This is a genomic window from Arthrobacter sp. FW306-1B-F12A (assembly GCF_058781865.1).
This window is the reverse complement of the sequence record NZ_JBYSXD010000004.1, coordinates 79,941-99,518: the sequence shown is the minus strand read 5'-3', so window position 1 is coordinate 99,518 and position 19,578 is coordinate 79,941. Positions and strand designations below refer to the sequence as shown.

Below are 19,578 nucleotides of genomic sequence, written 5' to 3'. Positions count from 1 at the left end.
TCCTTGTCATTTAGCCAAGGAGCCCCGCCGTTCAAGCGTAGCCGCAGTGTTACGGGCTGACAGAATCGGACGGCACGTGCACCGGTGCGGTCGGCACGTGGGACGGCACAGCCGGGACGGCCGGTACAGCAGGAACGGCCGGTGCAGACGGCACGGCGGGAACAGCCGGTACGGCCGGCACTGCGGCGTTTCCATCGGCGTCGGCCTTGGCGGAAGCAGATCCGTCAGCGTTCAGGCCGGCGGCCTTGCCTTCGCTCACGACGGTGGCGCAGTGTGCGTTGACGTTGGCCTCGCCGCCAGCGGCGACTACCAGTGAGGAGTAACCGGGTACCTTGGCGTCAGCCTTCAGGCCGCCGTTGAGGAGGGCGGTGCAGAGGCCGAATGCCTCAGGCGAGGTGGCTTTGGCCGAAGCGGCTGCCGCTGCGGCCTTGGACTTTGCGTCGTCGACGGCGTCCGTCGCCTTGGACTTGGCATCGGCAGCGGCGTCAGTTGCCTTGGACGTTGCCGTCTGGGACGCGTCGGCAGCCTTGGACAGCGCGGACTCGGCTGCTTTGGACGCTACCGGAGCCGGGGCGCCGAGCAGCTCGTGGGCGCTCTTCTGTAGATCGTTGGGAAGTGCTCCGTTGAAGGCTGCGACGCCGGTTCCGCCAACCGCTACAGCTCCGGCAGCGAGGACGCCGGCGGCGATTTTGCTAGTGGCAAGGACAGTGAACAAGGACATGAAACCCTCCGACAAACGTTTTGGGACTACTCCGGCAGCGGCTTTGTCGCTACTGGATGATCAGTGCGGACGTTGCCCACACTCCCCTTACATCGCTGGCGGTCCCGTCGAAGTTACGCCCTTATCCAAAAAACTTTCAGGCGAGTGTCCGGGCCTGCTCAATCAGCTTGAGTACCTCGACTGGCCCGGCCGGATCCACGGGGAGCGGCAAAGCGGAGGCGGCACCGCCGTCGGCGATCTTCTCCGCAAGGATCCGGTAGAACTCCTGGTAGGCGCCGCGCTCGGTGGGTACCGTGGTCCGCACGCCGTCGATTTCCAGGGTGCCGTAGTGGTGCGGATCGTCGACGCCGTAGGCGCCATCCGTGGGCTGGCCGCCCGCCACGATGAACGGTTCCTGGGGGTCGATTCCGAACTTCACGAATCCACCCTTGCTCCCCAGGATGCGGAAGCGCGGTGCGTGAAGCTGGCTGTTGACGTTCATGGCGACGTGGCTGAGCACTCCGGAAGCGTGTTGAAGGACCAGGAAGACGTCGTCGTCGGCTTTCTCCCGGGGCCTTCGGGCAAGGATTTCGGCATGGATGACTTCGGCGGGACCGAACATCTGGAGGGCAAGGTCAAGCAGGTGGGTTCCCAGGTCGAAGAGCAGCCCACCGCCGTCGTCGGCCGTGGCGCCGGCCTTCCACGCCTTGCTGATTTCGGGCGCCCACCGTTCCATTGACGCCTCGCAGCGCATCACGTCGCCCAGCGTCCCGGCGTCGAGCAGCTTCTTCACGGTGAGGGCGTCGCCGTCCCAGCGGCGGTTTTGGTAGACGGTGAGCACACGGCCCAGCTTCGCGGCCAGCTGGATCAGCTCCTGCCCCTGTGCGCTGGTCACCGCGAACGGCTTGTCGACGACGACGTCGAGCCCGGCTACCAGCGCGGCTTTCGTGAGCGGGTGATGGGTCGCAGGCGGTGTGCCGAGCACCACGAGGTCGAGGTCACCGGCAAACGCCAAGACGTCATCCGGACTGTCCACGATCCTCGTGCCGGGATACCGTTCCTGCGCTTTGGCCTTACGGCCCGCGTCCGAAGTGGCGATGACGTCGAGGGAATACGCGGGATTGGCTGCGATAAACGGCGCGTGAAAGACGCTGCCGGAAAGGCCAAAGCCGACGACGGCGGTACGGATCGGTGTGTGGGTCATGCCGCTACGCTACCGGGCGAAGATGGCCCGGCGAAGGTTATGTCAGCAGTCTTTCAGTAGGCGAGTGACGAGCTCTCGCCACGACGCAGCCAGGCGTTCCGGCGCAACTCCGTGAACTCGGAGGGAATGGAGCATGCGCTCGGGATCCAGGGTGGCGCCGAGGGAAAGAGCCAGAAGCCAAGGATCGCTGTCCAGGCCCGCTTCCCGCAACAGCATCTCGATGTGCCGGTGCCACAACACCACCGGCGGGGCGTCGTGCCGGTTTTGCGGGGAATGTTCCGCCGCGGCACGGGCCAGCTCGCCGTACTCTTCGACATATTTGATACGCGCTTCGCCGAAGGCGATGAGGCGCTCGAGCGGGGGCGCTCCCGGGCCCAGGGGCGGCGGACCGAAGATGAACTCGCGCTGGAATTCCGCCTCGGCATCGCTCAGGAGGGTCATCATGAGTCCGGCCCTGCTGCCGAAACGGCGGAAGACCGTTCCCTTCCCGACGTCGGCCCGGCACGCGAGCATGTCCATCGTGACGGCGTCCACTCCGTGTTCGGCCACGAGATCCCTGGCAGCTTGAAGGAGCCGTTCGCGGTTACGCGCGGCGTCGCTGCGCTCCGGCGGCGTCCCGAAAGGCGAACCGGGCCGGATGGGGATGAGGCTCACAGAAACATTCTAGCCTTGGGAATATTAAGCGGACCGTAGTCCGTTTAGAATCTACGAAGGCAGCAAAAGCCTCCAAAACCGAGCGCCGGCGGCACCGTCCGCGGCCCGACCCAAGGAGTTCCCATGTCCAAGAACACCGTTCTCGCCCTTGTTGGCAGCCTCCGCGCCGATTCCCACAACCGCAAGCTCGCCGAAGCCATCCAGCTCAACGCCCCGGAAAACGTCGAAGTGCAGATCCACGGCTCCCTCGGCAACATCCCGTTCTACAACGAAGACATCGACGTCGAAGGCCAGGTTCCGGCCGAAGCCGCAGCCCTCCGCGCTGCCGCCGCCGAAGCAGACGCCATCCTGCTCGTCACGCCGGAGCACAACGGCACCATGCCGGCCTCGCTCAAGAACGCCATCGACTGGCTGTCCCGCCCGTTCGGCGCCGGCGCGCTGGCAGGCAAGCCGACCGCCGTCGTCGGTACCGCCTTTGGCCAGTTTGGTGGCGTCTGGGCACAGGACGAGGCCCGCAAGGCCGCTGGCATCGCCGGCGCCAAGGTCCTCGAGGACGTCAAGCTTGCCGTTCCCGGCTCCATGATCCGCTTCGCTGAACTGCACCCGAAGGACGACGCCGAAGTTGTCGAGCAGATCAAGGGCATCTTCGAGCCGTTGACCGCCGTCCAGGAAGACGTCGCAGCCTAGTTTCCCAGCTCGCCGCGAGAACGCCCCCGTCCAGCCGTTGAGGCGTGGGCGGGGGCGTTCTTTGTCGATACGATGGCGGCATGGCCGACTACAACCGCCATCCCGACGTCGATGCCTACCTTGAGGCCCTCCCGGACTGGCAGCGCGCCATCGGAGAGCAACTACGCGATCTCATCCACGAAGCCGAGCCTGAAATCGTCGAAACGATCAAGCGCCGCACCCGGCCCTACTTCGTCCTCGAGGGCAACGTTTGCGCGTTTCTCGCAGCCAAGGACCACGTCAACCTGTTCCTCTACGACGGTGCGATTGTTCCCGACCCGGACAACATCATCACATCGGGTCACGACAACAAGACCGCCCGCATGATCACCTTCCACCAGCACGGGCCGATTCCCCGCGCGCCCCTCATCACCATGCTGCGGCAGATCGCGGCGAACAACCGTGCCGGCGGTTGGCGGAAGATCAAGGGAACGGACTAGCCGGAACGCGCTTCGGAACGGAAGCGCGTCGCCGCGCCGCTACCATTCCGTGACTGAGCTGAGGCCGAACCGTCATGGACGGAGCGGCCCACACCCGATCGGCCAGCCGTAACGTTGAGTTACAGGCACCAGGAGTGATCAGGGCAAAGCGCGGGGGCTTTCATGCGGGTCGGACGCGGCGTGAAATGCACGACGACGGCGGTCGCCGCGCTGTGCCTATCCCTCGCGCCCTGCCTGGCTGGCTGCGCTTCCCCCGGCGGCACCGATCCGGGCGGCTCACTCTCCACACAACCGGCCTCACCGGGCTCCGTCCAGGTGACGCAGGAGCCGGTAGCTGGCCCGATTCCCATGCCCCTCCCGGCGCCTCCCCCGTATATCAACCCGCCGCCGGCGGCTCCGCGGCCGACCGCTGCGAGCCCGCAGGCGCCCATAGCAGCGCCGGTTCCCGCGCCCCTCCCGACCGCCGGAGAAGCGACTGGGACTTTCGTGTATTTCGTGGCAATCGGCGACGGCGGCAGCCGCGGCGTGCGGTTCGGCTGTGACGACAGCCTCGTGGCCGTCCACGTCACCACCCCTCCCGGCAGCGACCGCTTAGCAGGGGCAATGGCGCAGTTGCTGGCGCCCGACGGCACAGCGTCCCGGGCAGGTTTGTACAACGCGCTCTCGGGTTCCGCGCTGCGCTACGTTTCGGGCTACCTCGACGGCACCACCGCCGTCGTGAACCTGAGCGGTTCACTTCGCCCTGGAGGCGTGTGCGACAACCCGCGGATCGAGACTCAGCTGGCGCAAACCGCGGTGGCGGCTACGGGAGCATCCCAGGCAGCGATCTACATCGACGGGAATGCCCTGGCGGACGTCCTGAGTCTGCGCTGAGGTGGCCAGTCACTCGAAGAGCGCATCCATATCTGCGTAGCTCCGGCTTCCGGCGAGGCCCGACCAGTTCCCGTCGCCAAGAACTTCCATGGCCAGCCTGGAGACCTTCGCGTAGGCCGCCCTGGCAGTACTGCCGCCGATGCTGATCCGCCGCACGCCGACGTCGTGCAGTTCTCCGGGCGACGGCGAACCCAAGCCGGCCAACGCATTGAGCGGTACGCCGATCCGCCGGGAAAGTTCGTGCAGGACATGGAGGTCCGCCAAGCCGGGCACGAATATTCCGTCCGCCCCTGCCCGCTGATAGGCATCCGCCCGGCGCAGCGTTTCCTCATATGCAGTGTCCGGGAACTTTCCAGACCAATAAGTGTCCGTTCGCGCATTGATGAACAGCCGGACGCCCGCGTCCTCGGCAGTCTGCCTGATCAGCGCGATGCGCCTCGACTGTTCAGTGATCTCGCTCAACGGCTGGTCCGCCGAGTCCTCGATGTTGATCCCGACGGCGCCCGCGTTCAGCACCGCTCGAACCGTGGCCTGGAGTTCTTCATCTGCGCGCCCGTACCCGGTCTCGATATCCGCGGTCACGGGCAAGCGGGTGGCCTTCGCTATCCGGGCCAGCGCCTCCATTGCGAGGTGCCGCGGAAGGTGGTCGCCGTCCCGGTACCCCAGGCTCCAGGAGACTCCCGAGCTGGAAGTCGCCACCGCCGTCGCGCCCGCTTCCTCGACCATCCGCGCAGATGCGGCATCCCACGCATTCACCAGCACCAACGGCGCATGCGGCACGGCATGGAGCTCGTGGAAGCGGAGGGCCTTGGATTCGAGTTCGGGGTGCGTCGTCATTGCTCTATTCCAGCCTTCCTCTGTCCGGACGTAAAGCGCTTCGCACCGCGAATCCAAAAAATGGGATGAAACATCCGTTGCCCAATTGGCAACTCCGGGGAGTATCCTTTCCATGTGACCCACGAAACATTGGACGCCGGGCCTGAATTGCCCGCGGAAGCAATCGACGCAATAGAGCGAGCAGCAACTGCCGCACACCGCCACGAGGAACTTTTCTCGGAGCGCGCCGCCAACATCAAGCAGTCCGCTGTGCGTGACGTCTTCGACATTTCAATGCGGCCGGGACTCGTGTCCCTCGCTGGCGGAAACCCCTATCTGCAGTCCCTGCCCCTCGAGAAGCTCGGCCAGACCGCGGCCCGCATCATCGCGGAAGAAGGCATGACGGCACTGCAGTACGGCGGCGGCCAAGGCACCGAGGAACTGCGTACCCAGATCTGCGAGATCATGGCCGCGGAGGGCATCATGGACGCCCGCCCGGAGAACGTGGTGATCACCGCCGGTTCCCAGTCGGCCCAGGATGTCGCCACGAAAGTCTTCTGCAATCCTGGCGACGTCGTCCTCGTGGAAAACCCCACCTACGTGGGTGCCCTGAACACCTTCGAGGCCTACCAGGTCCAGGTTGAGACCGTGGACATGGACGACGACGGCTTGGTTCCGGAGCTCCTCGAAGCCAAGATCGCTGAGCTTCAGGCCGAGGGCAAGACCATCAAGTTCCTCTACACGATCCCCAACTTCAACAACCCCTCCGGCATCACGCTTGCTCCGGCGAGGCGTCAGCGGATTGTCGATATATGCCGCAATGCGAATATTCTGGTGCTCGAAGACAACCCTTACGGTCTTTTGCGCTTCGACGGCAAGCCGTTGGAACCAATGCGTGCCGCGAATGAGCACGACGTCATCTACATGGGCTCGTTCTCCAAGATCTTTGCCCCGGGACTGCGCATCGGGTGGGCACTGGTACCCGAGCACTTGCAGCGGCGCTTCTACCTGGCTTCGGAAGCCGTGACCCTATGCCCTCCCACCCTGAACCAGATGATCATCTCCGCATATCTTCGGGACTACGACTGGCGCGGGCAGATTGACACCTACCGGGCCCTGTACGAGGAACGCTGCAATGCCCTGCTGGTGGCGCTGGAAGAGCACATGCCTTCCGGGCTCAGCTGGACCATGCCCGAGGGCGGCTTCTTCGTCTGGGTCACTTTGCCCGACGGCGTCGACACGTATCCGCTGCTCAAGAGGGCAATCGCGGCGGGGGTCGTGTTCATCCCCGGCGCGGCGTTCACGCACTCGGACGAACCATCCAACAAACTGAGGTTGGCTTTCAGCGCAGTGCCACCGGAGTCCATCGCCGAAGGTGTCCGCCGATTGGCGCCGGTTTTGCAAGAAGCCATTGATGTCATCAGCAAAGGAGCAGATATATGAGCGGAATAGTCCTCGTCGGAGTCGACGGCAGCGTAACAGCGAGAAGGGCCGCCGATTCGGCAAAGAATTTGGCGACCGCACTGGGCGCGGAACTCCGCGTCATCACCGCTTTTGAAGGCGCCCACGTGGAGGTCGTCGAAAGCGGAGGGGACAAGTGGATTCTCTCCGACGCCGACGCCGCGGAGAAGGTCGCCAGCAAAGTCGCCGCAGAACTCGCCTCCGAGCAATTGACCACCAGCTACGGGGCCGTCTTCGGCAAAGCCGGAGAGGCCTTGGTCAAGGAAGCCGAACGAGTGGGTGCACAAGTGATCGTGGTCGGTAACCGCCGTATGCAGGGACTGGCAAGGGTTCTCGGCAGCGTTGCGAACACGGTGGCGCACAACGCGCCGTGCGACGTCTACATTGCCAAGACGGACGAACCGTAGGGAACACGCCGACCCCTGGACTTTGACGGGGATCACGCGTTGTGGTGGGCGGTCTCACCCCGATTTTGGCCGTGCGGCTAGGATGCCGCCGATAAAATTGAAGTGGCCCCCAAGGGCGCGAGCCGCCCATCACATCAACCCGTAGGGGATCCCTTTTGCTTACTCTGCAGCCGCGCCAACGCGTCGGACACGACATTCTGCTCGCCCGCCATGGCAACCACATCAGTTCCATGCGCTTCGACCGGGCGAATGACCGCATCGTGGCACTTCTCGACGACGGCTCGGTAGACAGCGCCCCGAACATGATCTCCCCGTTGCTCCAGATGCCGGAGACCTTCCGCAGCATCCTTCGCTCCGACTGGAAATTGTTGCTTGTGGTTGCTTCCGCGATGCTCGCCGTCGGAGCCCTGGCGATGGTGCTGTCATTCGGAATGATCGGCAGCATGAGCGATCAGCAACTGCGCGACCTCGCGCTCAGCTACACCTCCTACTAGCCCGCGGAAATTGCCGAGGCATGGCCGCTGATTTTCCACACGAGGCTGACCGCGGCCAACACCGTGATGCCGCCAATCAGTGCAAGGATCATCGCTGAGACGCTCGTCGGGGCGTGGATGAGATTGAGGACCACCAGCCCCACGACCACGGACACGAGCGCAAGCATCAGCAACGGCGCCCGCTCCTTGCGATCACTGACGTGGTGGTCGCTGAGTTTGCCGAGCCGCACCATGAGCAGGACGTAGGCCAGCGGCAGCACGCAGACAAAGAGCGCCGCCAGGACACCGAACCATATCGTGCCCGGGAAGCCTGGTTCCACCGCAGGGCTCATGAGCAGCAGGACGGATACGACGGCGGGCGGCTGGAAGACTTCCGTCAGGACCCTGGCAACACGGTGCCGCTCTCCCCTAACGCCGCGCCGCCCGTCCTTGATGCCGCGATGCTCAGTCAAGCAGCAGGGCAGGTTCTTCGAGGATGGATGCTACGTCGGCCATGAAACGGGCAGAGAGGTCGCCGTCCACCACGCGGTGGTCGAACGAACCGCCAAGCGTTGTGATCCAGCGGGGGATGACCTCGCCGTCGAGCACCCACGGCTTTTGCTTGATGGTGCCGAACGCGACGATTGCCACCTCACCGGGGTTGATAATAGGCGTTCCGGTGTCGATGCCCAGGGCGCCGATGTTCGTGATGGTCAGCGAGCCGCCCTGCATCTGCGACGGCTGGGTCTTGCCGGCGCGTGCCGTGCTGGCAAGCTCATTGAGGGCGAGGGCCAGTTCCTTGAGGGAAAGATCCTGGGCATCCTTGATGTTCGGAACCATAAGCCCTCGCGGCGTCGCCGCGGCAATACCCAGGTTCATGTAGTGCTTGACGTGGATCTCCGCGTTTCCGTTGCCATCGGCGTTCTCCACCCAGGTCGCGTTAACGCTCGGATTGCGCGCCGCGGCCCAGATCACAGCCTTCGAGAGGATCAGCAGCGGCGATACTTTGATGCCCTCAAAGTCCCTGGAGGCCTTGAGCCGCTTGACGAATTCCATGGTGCGGCTGGCATCCACGTCAACGAAGATACTCACGTGCGGCGCCGTGAACGCCGACTCCACCATGGCCTTGGCAGTGGCCTTGCGGACGCCCTTGACCGGGATCCGTTCCACTCGCTGATCCTGCGGCTTCTTGGACGCACCCCAGAACGTGTCTGCTTGGTCCACCTCGGCATCGCGCTGCGACTGGTAGCTGACCAGGTCCTCACGGGTCACTTCGCCGCGGGCTCCGGTGGGAACGACGTCGGCCAGGTCAATCCCAAGTTCACGGGCGATCTTGCGCACGGGCGGCTTGGCCAGCACCCGGTTGACGAGGCCACTGACCGTTGCACCGATGCCGGTGAGACCCGGCGCCTGGTTTGCGGATGTCTGGCTTGCGGATGTCTGGCTTGCGGTTGCGGGCTGTTGTGCGGCAACGGGCGGCAGGGCCGGAGCGCTGGGCTCTGCCACTCGCTCGACGGCGGTCTCGACGGCGGCGGGTACCGAAGCAGCACCTTCCGGGCGCTTGCGCGGGCGGCGCTTGACCGCGTCGGCCTTGGGACCGGAGCCAACCAGCGGGCCGCCGGCCGGACCGCCGTCGGACGTTCCGGCGTCGGACGTTCCGGCGTCGTCGGGCAACTTGCCGTACATCGAGGCTTCGAAGACCTGTTCCGCTGCAGGCGCGGCGGGGGGCGTCGCGGCGGCGGTCGGAGCCGCAGGCTGCTCGGCGAGCGGCGCGGCGGGCGCTGACGCGGGCGCGGTGTCACCCGGCGCATTGTCCGAAATTCCGATAATCGCGGTCCCTACTTCAACCGTGATGCCTTCGGCAACGAGCAATTCCGCCACGGTGCCGGCATACGGGGACGGCAATTCCACGAGGGACTTGGCGGTCTCGATCTCGCAGATGACGTCGTTGATGGCCACGGTATCGCCGGGCTTGACCTTCCAGGAGACGATTTCCGCCTCGGTCAGGCCTTCGCCGACATCCGGCAGGTTGAATTTCTTAACAGTCACTTAGGTCCTCGATCTCGGCTGGCCCGTCCGCGTGGCGGCGGGTGCAATCAGGGGCGGCTAGTAGGCCAGGGAACGGTCCAGGGCTTCGAGGATCTTGTCGATGTCCGGCAAGTAGTCCTCTTCCACCTTCGCCACGGGATATGGCATGTGGAAACCGCCCACGCGGATGACCGGAGCCTCCAGGTGCAGGAAGGCACGCTCACTGATCCGCGCAGCGATCTCGCCGCCGATCCCTCCGAACGTCGGTGCCTCGTGGGCAACGATCAAGCGGCCGGTCTTCTTGACGGAAGCCGTGACGGTGTCGAAGTCGATGGGGGAAATCGAGCGCAGGTCGATCACTTCGATGCTGTGCCCGTCCTCTTCCGCGGCCGCTGCTGCGGCCAGCGCGACCGGTACCAGCGGCCCGTACGCCACGATGGTGGCGTCGGAACCTTCGCGCAGGACGTGCGCTTGGAAGGGGTCCGAAGCCAATCCGGCGTTCTCGGTATCCACCTCGCCCTTGAGCCAGTAGCGGCGCTTGGGCTCGAAGAAGATGACCGGGTCCGTGCAGTCAACGGCCTGCTGGATCATCCAGTAGGCGTCGTGGGCGTTGGACGGGGTGATGATGCGCAAGCCGGCGGTGTGGGCGAACAGTGCTTCCGGTGATTCCGAGTGATGTTCGATCGAGCCGATGCCGCCACCGTAAGGAATGCGGATGACTACGGGGACAGTCAACTTGCCGCCGCTGCGGGAGTGCATCTTGGCCAATTGGGTGGTGATCTGGTTGAACCCGGGGAACACAAAACCGTCGAACTGGATTTCGCAGATGGGACGGTAGCCGCGCAAAGCGAGGCCAATAGCCGTGCCGACGATGCCGGACTCAGCCAGTGGGGTATCCACCACCCGGTCTGCGCCGAACTCCCTGATGAGTCCGTCGGTCACGCGATAGACGCCGCCCAGCGGGCCGATGTCTTCGCCCATGAGCAAGGACTTCGGGTTATTGGTGAGCGAGGCACGCAGGCCTTCGTTGATGGCCTTGGCAATGGTCATAGTGGTCATCAGTTGCCTGCCCCCTCTTCCTCGTTGCCTTCGAATCCGGCGGAGTATTCCTCGAACCAAGCAAGTTCCTCGGCCACCAGTGGGTGCGGCTCGGCATAGACACCCGCGAATGACTCGCGGAAGTTGGGACCCTGCAGGCCTTGCGTGGTGCTGCGGACGTGAGCGGCGAGCTTGTCGCCGTCGACCCTGACTTGCTCAAAGAAAGCTTCGTCGGCGAGGCCCTCGTTGCGGAGGTACTTCTCAAGACGATCCAAGGGATCCTTGCCCCGCCATGAAATCTCCTCGGCGGATTCGCGGTACTTGGTGGGGTCGTCCGCCGTCGTGTGGGCACCAACGCGATACGTGTATGCCTCAATGAGCACCGGACCACGGCCTTCCCGTGCGTGCTCAAGCGCCCACTCGGTGACCGCATGGACTGCGATGACATCGTTGCCGTCAACGCGGATGCCCGGGAAGCCGTATCCCTTGGCCCGGTTGAACAGCGGAACCTTGGTCTGGACCTCGGTAGGGACGGAGATGGCCCAGTGGTTGTTCTGGCAGAAGAACACCACGGGAGCATTGTAGGAAGCCGCGAAGACCATGGATTCGTGGACGTCGCCTTCGGAGCTGGCACCGTCGCCGAAGTAGGCCACCACAGCAGCCTTCGGGTCGTTGGAACCATTGGCTTCCGCAAGCTTCTGGTCGCGCTGGATTCCCATGGCGTAACCGACGGAGTGCAGCGTCTGGGCCGCAAGGACGAGGGTATAGAGATGGAAGTTGTTCTCGGTGGGATCCCAGCCACCATTCGAAATTCCGCGGAACAACTTGAGGAGTTCCGCCAGGTCCACATCGCGGGTCAATGCGACGCCGTGTTCCCGGTACGTGGGGAAGATGTAGTCCTGCCGTTGGGTAGCCCGCCCGGAACCGATCTGGGCGGCCTCCTGGCCGGTGAGGGGAACCCAAAGTGCCAGCTCGCCTTGGCGCTGGAGTGCAGTGGCCTCCTGGTCGAAGCGGCGGACCTTGGCCATGTCGGCATAGAAGCCCCGGAGTTGCTCAGGATCAAGGCGCTTGGCGTAGTCCGAGAAGACTGGATCTGTCCCTAGCTTGCCGTCCGGCCCCAGCAGCTGGATCATCTCGGCAGCGGGATCGCTTGAAGCGCCTCCCGCAGGAGACTGCTGATCCAGTCCCGTTCCGTTGATCCCGGGGGTGGGCAATTGAGTTGCGCCCATTCCGTCTCCTTGCCTGCCACAGCCGATGCTGAGCAATATTCGCTGATATATGCCGATTCCGGAATGCATTCCGGAATCGGCATATCTTGGCTTTCGTCCCTTACTTTATCCGCAGTAAGGGACGCAGGGGCATTTGTTAACCGCTAGGAAGGCAGCGGCGCTTTTGTATAGGACGCACAGAGTTCCAGGAATCGAGTATTGGCCTCGACCTCTCCAATGCTGACCCGGACACCTTCGTTGCCGAAGGCCCGCACGGACAACGCCCGCTCGCCTGCCAGTCCGGCAAATTCGGCGCTATTCTCGCCAAGATTCAGCCATACGAAGTTGCCTTGGGCCTCGGGCACGAACCATCCGAGCTCGCGAAGTCCCGCGGTAACCCGGTCCCGCTCGTCCACCAGGCTTTGTACCCTTTCAACAACTTGGTCGAAATTCTCCAACGAAGTAATGGCGGCGCGTTCCGCAATCTGCGAGACAGCAAATGGGGTGGCAGCGACGCGCAGGTGCTGGGTGAGATCCGGACCGGAGACGCTGTATCCAACGCGCAGCCCGGCAAGGCCGTGAGCCTTGGAAAAGGTACGGAGGACCACGACGTTAGGGTACTTGCGGTACAACTTGATACCGTCCACGGCGTTCTCGTCCCTGACGAACTCCTGGTAGGCCTCATCGATGACCACGACGACGCCCGCCGGAACCGACTGGATGAACCGTTCAGTTTCCTCGGCCGTGAGGATGGGACCCGTGGGATTGTTCGGCGTGCAAAGCAAGATCACCTTGGTGCGGACGGTCACGGCGGCCGCCATGGCCTCGAGATCGTGACGCCCATCGGAAAGCAACGGGATCTGGACGCTCTCGGCACCGGCCAGTCCTACGGAAATGGGGTAGGCCTCGAAGGAACGCCAGGCGTAGATGACCTCATCAGACTTGCCGTCGTGGTTCTGTCCGGCAAAGGTGGACAAGATTTGGTTGAGGGCCCCGAGGCTTCCGGCTCCGGTGACAACGTCGTCAGCGGGAATTCCCAGGAAGTCAGCGAGCGCCGTGCGCAGCTTGGTGGACAGCGGGTCCGGATACCGGTTGATGTCCGACTGATCAGCGATCGCCTCGAGTACGGCGGGGATCGGGGGTAGCGGGTTTTCATTGGACGACAGTTTGTAACTGGTCACGCCCTCAATCGCGGCGGGCGGCTTGCCTGCGGCATATTTGGGGAGCCTGTCCACCACCGGGCGGGGACGCACGCCCTCCGGTGCGTTGTCAGAAGAATTCATGGCACCAGCCTACTTGCAGGGCTTCGGGCCATGCTCGAAGCCCCCGGGCCTGTGCACATGAAAACCGGCGCATGTGAAAACGATCGCGTGTGAAACCGGCGCGTGTGAAAGCATGGGCGTATGGGTTCATTCATTGTGCGTGTCCTGATCAACGGACTGGCCCTCTGGGTTGCCAGTTGGATTCTGCCTGGGATGGATATTTCCACGTCGGCAACTACCAATGCGGTAAGCAACGCGGGGGTCACTCAAGGGGGCGACACTTTGGGCGTGGTTCTTGCCTATCTCTTCATAGGGCTCATTTTTGGCATCGTCAACGCCTTCGTGCGGCCTCTGGTCAAGCTACTCTCCCTTCCGATCACGATCCTCACCCTCGGCTTGTTCACGATTGTCATCAACGCGGCCATGCTGTCCCTGACAGCCTGGCTCAGTAGCTACACGCCGGTACACCTCACCATCGACCGTTTCTTCTGGACCGCAGTTCTCGCGGCGATCATCATCAGCCTGATCTCCATGGTGGCCAGCTGGATTCCAGGCGGTAGGCGGTAACAGGCCGTGAGAGGCCGTAAGTGGCCTTCGCCAGCATGTTCCTCGGCTTTCCTCACCGCCCTCCCCGAGGGGCCGGGGGCGCTTCGCGGTTCAGCTTGAACCGGCTCACCTTGGCCACTCCCCCGGCGCCCAGTATCCCGCCCAGAGCGGCAGTGGAAGCGGCCAGTGAAGGATCGGAACTGAGCTGCACCAGCTTCGCCCCTTCCTCATAGCGTGAGAGCTTGTGTGCCGGCCCAATGCCTGGGTCCTCACCGGGTTCCAGGATCACCGGACTGGTCATGGTGACCGTGACTCTGTCCTTGATGTCCGGATTCGCTTTGCCTTCCGCGCCGGGTACCCAATCCTGTTCGTGCTCCAAGTGCAGGCTCCCGATGCGGGCCTGCGGGGTAATCCCGCCGACGGGCGATCCAGCTGTCACCACAAACTTGAGGTCATACTCGGCGAGGAACGCTTTGTCCTTGCTCAGGTTCATGGCGTGGATTCCGCCTTGGCTGTGGCCGACTGCCACCACCGTTTCGCCGGCCGCGGCGCCAGCCTCGAGCAACGCCTGACGGATGGCCTTGCTGGTTTCCATCGAGTTGTAACCCAGCGCTTCGGCAATCCCGGCCTCGTCCAATGGATTTCCCCCTCCCGGCGGGTTGCCTGGCTGGGTGCCCGGAATCAGCACCACCCACGCCCGTTCGCCGCCCTTATCTACCTGCATCACTTCAATTTCGCCCTCCGACGTGGCGCCGACGTGATCCAGTTCCCTGAGCATTCCTGCTGCCGACAGGTCCACGCTCTTGGTGGTTGCCTCTCCCCGGCTGACCGTAATGGGACGTGGCTTGAGGAAAGCCAATGCGGGAATCGCGACGATCGCTCTCAGGACTGCACCGACATCAGTGGGCCCGACGATTGCCCCTGCAAGGTTGGCCGCGGCCGGCGGTATCCCCACCAGCAGCTCCAATATCCGGGTCAGGTCCCGCACGGCTCCTTCGGTGGCGCCCCTCAAGCCAATGTCGAGGGGAGCAGGACCAGTCGCAGGACCTGGCATTCCCAATCCCATCCGCAACCTGATCGCCGCATGTGATTCCGCAAACTCGTATTCACGATGGCTCGCCCTGACCCCGTTGCCGATCCGCTGAAGCTGTTCGCGGACGCGTCCAATGTCCCGGCCGCTCTCACCAACCGCGATGATTGCGTTGCTGCCGCTCGCGTAGGACGAGGCCTGGTGCGGGAAGAGAGCCACCCTCACCGCTTCAGCCTCCCCTTCAATGGCCTGCAGTTGGAGCACCAGTGCGTCCAGCGCGGCGGCGCCAGCAAGCAGCTCTTCGAATTGGAAATGGATTCCCCCGACTCCGCCGCGTATCCGCAATGTGCCATCCGGCTCGGGTGCTCGGGGGTGGGGTGTTCCGCCCGCGCCGATAGGAGCGACCTCGGCCATCAGAAGCCAGGCTGGAGTTTCGTAGCCACATTTTGGGCATGGCGAAGGGTCGCTTCAGCTGCCTCATGCAAGGCATCACGCCCCCTTCGAAGGGAGGCGGCCTGCAAAGCCAGCGTGGTCCGGTAGGCACGGCCGGCCGGCGACTCCCATTGCTCGAGTTGCAACTGAGCAAGCCTTGCAAGAACGGCATCGGCTTGGTCGGCGCAGATCCTCATCCGCCATCCGAGCCTCTGGATCTCCGCGCCTCGTGAAATACACTGCTGCGAATCCAGATCCGTTCCTCCGGCCGCCATAAGAATGCCGCTCAAGACGTTGCCCTCCTCCGTGTCCATTGATGTTGTGGCACCGACGCTACGTTGTGCCCCGACGGCTCGGAACCGCCGTGATGGGCTATGTGGATAACCTGTAGGAAACGTGGTCGGGGAGGGGAAGCTGCGACGTTATTCACATAGAGAAGTCCGGCTTAAGGGCGCGAGCCGAGTTCATGAAAGAATTGCCCCATGCCTGAAACCGTCGCCGCCGCTGTTACCCGTACGCCCTCTGGACGCCTGGCCCTCGCCGCGTCGCCGGAGCCGATCGCCCTGGGCCCGCTGGACGGCCGGTACCAGTCCGCCGTCGCTCCCCTGGTCGACTACTTGTCCGAGGCCGCGCTGAACCGCGACCGCGTTGCCGTCGAGGTCGAGTGGCTCATCCACCTGACCAGCAACAACGTACTTCCCGGCGCCGGACCCCTCACCGCCGAGCAGCAGGAGAAGCTGCGCGCCATCGTCACCGAGTTCGACGCCGCTTCGGTCACGGAACTCGCTGAAATCGAAGCCGTCACGGTCCACGACGTCAAGGCAGTCGAGTACTACATAGGCCGCCGCCTCCCGGCGATCGGTATCGAGAAGCTGACCGCGATGGTGCACTTCGGCTGCACATCGGAAGACATCAACAACCTTTCCTACGCCCTGGGCGTCAAGGGCGCCGTGGAAGACGTCTGGCTCCCTGCAGCCCGCGCCTTGGTGAAGCAGATCGAGGCAATGGCCGAGGAGAACCGCGCCGTCCCGATGCTTTCCCGCACGCATGGCCAGCCGGCCACTCCCACTACCCTTGGCAAGGAACTGGCCGTCATCACGCATCGCCTGAGCCGCCAGCTGGACCGCGTTTCCAAGACCCAGTACCTGGGCAAGATCAACGGCGCTACCGGCACGTATGCTGCGCATGTCGCTTCCGTTCCCGGCGCCGATTGGCAGGCCGTAGCGCAGTCCTTCGTTGAGGGACTGGGGCTGACGTGGAACCCGCTGACCACCCAGATCGAGAGCCACGACTGGCAGGCCGAGCTCTACGCGGACGTCGCCCGCTTCAACCGCATCCTGCACAACGTCTGCACGGATATCTGGAGCTACATCTCGATTGGCTACTTCCGCCAGATCCCGGTAGCAGGCGCCACCGGCTCCTCCACCATGCCGCACAAGGTCAACCCGATCCGCTTCGAAAATGCCGAGGCCAACCTCGAGATTTCCAACGGCCTGTTGGACACCCTGGGCGCCACGCTGGTTACCTCCCGCTGGCAGCGAGACCTGACCGACTCTTCTTCGCAACGTAACATCGGCGTCGCATTCGGACACTCGCTCCTTGCGATCTCGAATGTCGCCAAGGGGCTGAAAGCCCTGGACGTTGCCGAGGACGTACTGGCGGCCGACCTCGACACCAACTGGGAAGTCCTGGGCGAAGCGATCCAGATGGTCATGCGCGCCGAGGCCATCGCCGGGGTCGCTGGAATGGAAAACCCGTACGAGCGGCTCAAGGATCTCACCCGCGGCCAGCGCGTCGATGCCGTCCGCATGCAGGAGTTCGTCTCGAGCCTGGGATTGTCTCCCGAAGCCGAGGCACGCCTCCTGGCGCTTACTCCAGGCAAGTACACGGGCATCGCGGACCAGTTGGTGGACCACCTGAAGTAGCGGCCACATGGGCCCTGCGTTTCCGAATCGACGTAAGGAATTGTGTCAGCATGAGGCTCTTGCTTATCCGCCACGGGCAAACCCCTGGAAACGTCTTGGGGCAGTTGGACACGGCGTTTCCCGGTCCGGGACTGACTGAACTTGGCGAACGCCAGGCCGCTGCGCTCCCGGAGTCCCTCGCCAACGAAGACATCACGGCCATCTATGCATCCACGCTGGTCCGCACCCAGCTGACCGCCGCCCCGCTTGCAAAAGCCCTCGGGCTCGAGGCCACTGTATTGGACGGCCTGCAGGAGATTGAGGCCGGGGCCCTGGAGAAACTCACCGACCACGAGTCGCACCACCGGTACATGAGCACCGTTTTCGACTGGACCGACGGGGAACTCGACGTCCGCATGCCGGGAGCTGGTGATGGACACGAGTTCTTCGCCCGCTACGACGCTGCCATTGCCAAAGTGGCAGCGTCGGGCGACGAAACCGCCGTCGTGGTCAGCCATGGTGCCGCGATCCGCTGTTGGGCAGGCCGCCGTGCTGTGGATGTTGGCCGTGAGTTCGCCGCCACCCACCAACTGCAGAACACCGGAATCGTGGTGCTCGAAGGCGATCCGGAGACCGGGTGGCGGCTGCTGCACTGGGACCAAAGCCCCGTAGGCGGACTTGCCGTGGCCGACCGGACGGTCGAGGATCCCACCGGCGACGCCGTCGAATAAGGGCTGATTGGGGTCAGTTCCGCCTCACCGGTATTTCTCCGGACGCTTACGCGGAGGAAACACCGCGGTAACCCCCGCTTCTTAGGCTTGATAGGCATAACCCCCTTCGGCGAAAGAGGTTCCGATGCAGACAAATCCGCGGCTCAACATCAGACAGGTCACCTGGGCAAACCCGGTGGGTGCGGACCTCCGCGCAGCGCAGCAAGCGGAACTGGACGCACGTTTCGGCAACTCGGACCACGAGCCCGGACCCGCGCCGTCGGAAGCAGATACCGCCGTCTTCGTTGTGGCCTACGAAAAGTGTTCCGGCCAGCCCCTGGGTTGCGGAGGGCTAAGGATCCTGGATGCCGAGACGGCCGAAATCAAGCGGCTATACGTCGTCCCGTACGCCAGGGGCTCAGGAGTGGCCAGTTCAATCCTTGCCGCGTTGGAGGCGCAGGCACATGCCCACGGTTTCAGCATGATCACCGCGGAAGCGGGCTCGGCCCAATCGGACGGCCGCAGCTTCTACGAAAGCGCCGGGTTCGCTGCGGTGCCAAATTTCGGCCCCTACATCGGTGTCACCCACTCGCAGTGCTACGCCAAGCCGATCGATTCGCACAGCGCATCGCACACGGCAATGGCGTGAGGCACACGGGGATGGCCTAAGGACGGGACCGGATCAATCCAGGCTGCGTCCGCCTTGGCCCAGATGCGCCCGATTCAGGGCTTCGATTTCTTCGTCGCTCAGGTCGTCGAAGCTCTTGGCCTCGTGTTTGTCGCTCCGGGAGAAGCGGACAAACATCAGGATGATGAGGGGAAGATCCACAATCTCTGCGAGGAACCACATCAGGTCTCCCGCCAGTTGCTGGTCGCGCAAGGGTGAGGGGAACCAGCCTGGCTGATTGCCCAAAACCGACGTGGCGCCGTCGAGAATTCCCGGGCTGAGCCGCATCAGGACCCCAGGCACTGCGTCGGCAAGCAGCTCAATGAATACGAAGATGAACTCGACGACAATGAGCGATGAGGTGCGTCCTGCGCCGTCTTCCATGATCGGTACGGTCATGAGGAGGCCCATGACGGGCACGAGCAACGTCAGGATGACGTCGGCGGCGGGGTTGGTCCGCAACACGTAGAAAAACGGGGTCAGGAACACTGTGAACATTGCGAGCCCCAGAAGCGCCGCCACGAGCGTGTTGCTGAGCATGCGAACGAGCCGGTGCCCAAGCACAGCTTCCACCCTCGCCGCACCCGCGGGGCCAAGGGTCTGCCTGGCAAGGGTTAGCGGCTTGCCCAGGCCAACCAACAGCGGGACCACAAACAGATAGGACGTCACTTTGAGGGTGAATGCCCACCTCAGGTCGTGGCTGTAGGTTCCCGGGAATCCAAAGCTCAGTGCCGCGAAGCTCCCCAGGCCAAGGGCGAAGAAGGCAAAGGAGTTCCACAGGGGCCAGCGAATATCACGGCGCTTGGCAGCAATCAGGCCCTTTGAATACAGGGCGACTGCGGCAATAAGAATGACCAGGGCAGGCCAGTTCATGGACCAGGCGCCCAATACAGCGTCCAACGGTGGCATGGTCAGTGATCCAAGCCGGAAGGCCGGGCGCTCAGCCAGGCGCTACGGCGGGTTTTGTCGATCTTCATGGTGTTCCTCCAGCGCGTTCCC

At 63.9% G+C, this 19,578-nt stretch carries 22 protein-coding genes; 10 read left to right on the top strand and 12 right to left on the bottom strand.

The genetic code is table 11. The features are described 5' to 3' along the window. Nucleotides 1-49: 49 nt before the first annotated feature. The 3 genes from AC3WJU_RS03535 to AC3WJU_RS03525 all read right to left on the bottom strand — a co-directional run bounded on the left by AC3WJU_RS03535 (nucleotide 50) and on the right by AC3WJU_RS03525 (nucleotide 2,558). Nucleotides 50-721, bottom strand: coding sequence for a hypothetical protein (locus AC3WJU_RS03535; protein WP_492259128.1), 672 nt, complete (start codon nucleotides 719-721; stop codon nucleotides 50-52). Nucleotides 722-857: 136 nt separating this feature from the next. Further along, complete coding sequence (locus tag AC3WJU_RS03530) at nucleotides 858-1,904, bottom strand: Gfo/Idh/MocA family protein (protein WP_492259127.1); 1,047 nt, start codon at nucleotides 1,902-1,904, stop codon at nucleotides 858-860. 42 nt (nucleotides 1,905-1,946) lie between these two features. After that, entirely contained in the window at nucleotides 1,947-2,558 is a 612-nt protein-coding gene (locus AC3WJU_RS03525) for a TetR/AcrR family transcriptional regulator (RefSeq protein WP_059390272.1), read from the bottom strand. Nucleotides 2,559-2,681: 123 nt separating this feature from the next. Between AC3WJU_RS03525 and AC3WJU_RS03520 the strand changes: the two genes are divergently transcribed. From AC3WJU_RS03520 to AC3WJU_RS03510, 3 genes are all read left to right on the top strand, one after another. Further along, nucleotides 2,682-3,245, top strand: coding sequence for an NAD(P)H-dependent oxidoreductase (locus tag AC3WJU_RS03520; protein WP_306963624.1), 564 nt, complete (start codon nucleotides 2,682-2,684; stop codon nucleotides 3,243-3,245). A gap of 80 nt (nucleotides 3,246-3,325) precedes the next feature. Then, nucleotides 3,326-3,724, top strand: a complete 399-nt coding sequence (locus tag AC3WJU_RS03515) for a DUF1801 domain-containing protein (protein ID WP_492259126.1) — start codon at nucleotides 3,326-3,328, stop codon at nucleotides 3,722-3,724. A gap of 486 nt (nucleotides 3,725-4,210) precedes the next feature. Continuing rightward, nucleotides 4,211-4,597: a GerMN domain-containing protein gene (locus AC3WJU_RS03510; RefSeq protein WP_441433033.1), complete on the top strand. Its 387-nt coding sequence runs from the start codon at nucleotides 4,211-4,213 to the stop codon at nucleotides 4,595-4,597. Nucleotides 4,598-4,606: 9 nt separating this feature from the next. Here the strand turns inward: AC3WJU_RS03510 and AC3WJU_RS03505 are convergent, their stop codons facing one another. Further along, entirely contained in the window at nucleotides 4,607-5,434 is an 828-nt protein-coding gene (locus AC3WJU_RS03505; RefSeq protein ID WP_492259125.1) for an isocitrate lyase/PEP mutase family protein, read from the bottom strand. A gap of 114 nt (nucleotides 5,435-5,548) precedes the next feature. Between AC3WJU_RS03505 and AC3WJU_RS03500 the strand changes: the two genes are divergently transcribed. The 3 genes from AC3WJU_RS03500 to AC3WJU_RS03490 all read left to right on the top strand — a co-directional run bounded on the left by AC3WJU_RS03500 (nucleotide 5,549) and on the right by AC3WJU_RS03490 (nucleotide 7,775). Further along, the gene (locus AC3WJU_RS03500; RefSeq protein ID WP_492259124.1) at nucleotides 5,549-6,856 is read left to right on the top strand and encodes an aminotransferase-like domain-containing protein; all 1,308 of its coding nucleotides are present in this window, start codon (nucleotides 5,549-5,551) and stop codon (nucleotides 6,854-6,856) included. Then, nucleotides 6,853-7,281 carry a universal stress protein gene (locus tag AC3WJU_RS03495; RefSeq protein ID WP_059388730.1) on the top strand — a complete coding sequence of 143 codons (429 nt, stop codon included), beginning with the start codon at nucleotides 6,853-6,855 and terminating at the stop codon, nucleotides 7,279-7,281. The genes AC3WJU_RS03500 and AC3WJU_RS03495 overlap by 4 nt, the downstream gene beginning before the upstream one ends. A 155-nt stretch (nucleotides 7,282-7,436) precedes the next feature. After that, complete coding sequence (locus tag AC3WJU_RS03490) at nucleotides 7,437-7,775, top strand: hypothetical protein (RefSeq protein WP_113990649.1); 339 nt, start codon at nucleotides 7,437-7,439, stop codon at nucleotides 7,773-7,775. Here AC3WJU_RS03490 and AC3WJU_RS03485 read toward each other — a convergent pair. From AC3WJU_RS03485 to AC3WJU_RS03465, 5 genes are all read right to left on the bottom strand, one after another. Further along, nucleotides 7,772-8,227, bottom strand: a complete 456-nt coding sequence (locus AC3WJU_RS03485) for a hypothetical protein (protein ID WP_350224959.1) — start codon at nucleotides 8,225-8,227, stop codon at nucleotides 7,772-7,774. The genes AC3WJU_RS03490 and AC3WJU_RS03485 overlap by 4 nt on opposite strands. Next, nucleotides 8,220-9,803 carry a dihydrolipoamide acetyltransferase family protein gene (locus AC3WJU_RS03480; RefSeq protein ID WP_492259123.1) on the bottom strand — a complete coding sequence of 528 codons (1,584 nt, stop codon included), beginning with the start codon at nucleotides 9,801-9,803 and terminating at the stop codon, nucleotides 8,220-8,222. Before AC3WJU_RS03480 ends, AC3WJU_RS03485 begins: the two co-directional genes overlap by 8 nt. Nucleotides 9,804-9,860: 57 nt before the next feature. Next, nucleotides 9,861-10,841 (bottom strand): alpha-ketoacid dehydrogenase subunit beta, encoded by a 981-nt coding sequence (locus AC3WJU_RS03475; protein WP_284988948.1) that lies wholly within the window; start codon nucleotides 10,839-10,841, stop codon nucleotides 9,861-9,863. Next, nucleotides 10,841-12,049: a pyruvate dehydrogenase (acetyl-transferring) E1 component subunit alpha gene (gene pdhA / locus AC3WJU_RS03470; RefSeq protein ID WP_306964623.1), complete on the bottom strand. Its 1,209-nt coding sequence runs from the start codon at nucleotides 12,047-12,049 to the stop codon at nucleotides 10,841-10,843. The genes AC3WJU_RS03475 and pdhA overlap by 1 nt, the downstream gene beginning before the upstream one ends. A gap of 143 nt (nucleotides 12,050-12,192) precedes the next feature. Beyond that, nucleotides 12,193-13,311, bottom strand: coding sequence for a histidinol-phosphate transaminase (locus AC3WJU_RS03465; protein WP_492259122.1), 1,119 nt, complete (start codon nucleotides 13,309-13,311; stop codon nucleotides 12,193-12,195). Nucleotides 13,312-13,431: 120 nt separating this feature from the next. Between AC3WJU_RS03465 and AC3WJU_RS03460 the strand changes: the two genes are divergently transcribed. Continuing rightward, nucleotides 13,432-13,857, top strand: coding sequence for a phage holin family protein (locus AC3WJU_RS03460; RefSeq protein ID WP_059388735.1), 426 nt, complete (start codon nucleotides 13,432-13,434; stop codon nucleotides 13,855-13,857). A gap of 52 nt (nucleotides 13,858-13,909) precedes the next feature. Here AC3WJU_RS03460 and AC3WJU_RS03455 read toward each other — a convergent pair whose 3' ends face one another. Both AC3WJU_RS03455 and AC3WJU_RS03450 read right to left on the bottom strand, forming a co-directional pair. Next, nucleotides 13,910-15,280, bottom strand: a complete 1,371-nt coding sequence (locus tag AC3WJU_RS03455; protein WP_492259121.1) for a hypothetical protein — start codon at nucleotides 15,278-15,280, stop codon at nucleotides 13,910-13,912. Then, nucleotides 15,280-15,588 carry a hypothetical protein gene (locus AC3WJU_RS03450; RefSeq protein WP_306964618.1) on the bottom strand — a complete coding sequence of 103 codons (309 nt, stop codon included), beginning with the start codon at nucleotides 15,586-15,588 and terminating at the stop codon, nucleotides 15,280-15,282. Before AC3WJU_RS03450 ends, AC3WJU_RS03455 begins: the two co-directional genes overlap by 1 nt. Nucleotides 15,589-15,780: 192 nt before the next feature. Between AC3WJU_RS03450 and purB the strand changes: the two genes are divergently transcribed. The 3 genes from purB to AC3WJU_RS03435 all read left to right on the top strand — a co-directional run bounded on the left by purB (nucleotide 15,781) and on the right by AC3WJU_RS03435 (nucleotide 18,561). Next, nucleotides 15,781-17,223, top strand: a complete 1,443-nt coding sequence (gene purB, locus AC3WJU_RS03445; protein ID WP_284988944.1) for an adenylosuccinate lyase — start codon at nucleotides 15,781-15,783, stop codon at nucleotides 17,221-17,223. A gap of 50 nt (nucleotides 17,224-17,273) precedes the next feature. Beyond that, nucleotides 17,274-17,933 (top strand): histidine phosphatase family protein, encoded by a 660-nt coding sequence (locus tag AC3WJU_RS03440; RefSeq protein ID WP_059388738.1) that lies wholly within the window; start codon nucleotides 17,274-17,276, stop codon nucleotides 17,931-17,933. A gap of 124 nt (nucleotides 17,934-18,057) precedes the next feature. Continuing rightward, nucleotides 18,058-18,561 (top strand): GNAT family N-acetyltransferase, encoded by a 504-nt coding sequence (locus AC3WJU_RS03435; protein ID WP_059388739.1) that lies wholly within the window; start codon nucleotides 18,058-18,060, stop codon nucleotides 18,559-18,561. Nucleotides 18,562-18,594: 33 nt separating this feature from the next. On the opposite strand, the gene AC3WJU_RS03430 is transcribed toward AC3WJU_RS03435, so the two are convergent. Continuing rightward, on the bottom strand, nucleotides 18,595-19,488 hold the full coding sequence (locus AC3WJU_RS03430) for a cytochrome c oxidase assembly protein (protein ID WP_306964614.1): 894 nt from the start codon (nucleotides 19,486-19,488) through the stop codon (nucleotides 18,595-18,597). Between the last annotated feature and the right edge of the window lie 90 nt (nucleotides 19,489-19,578).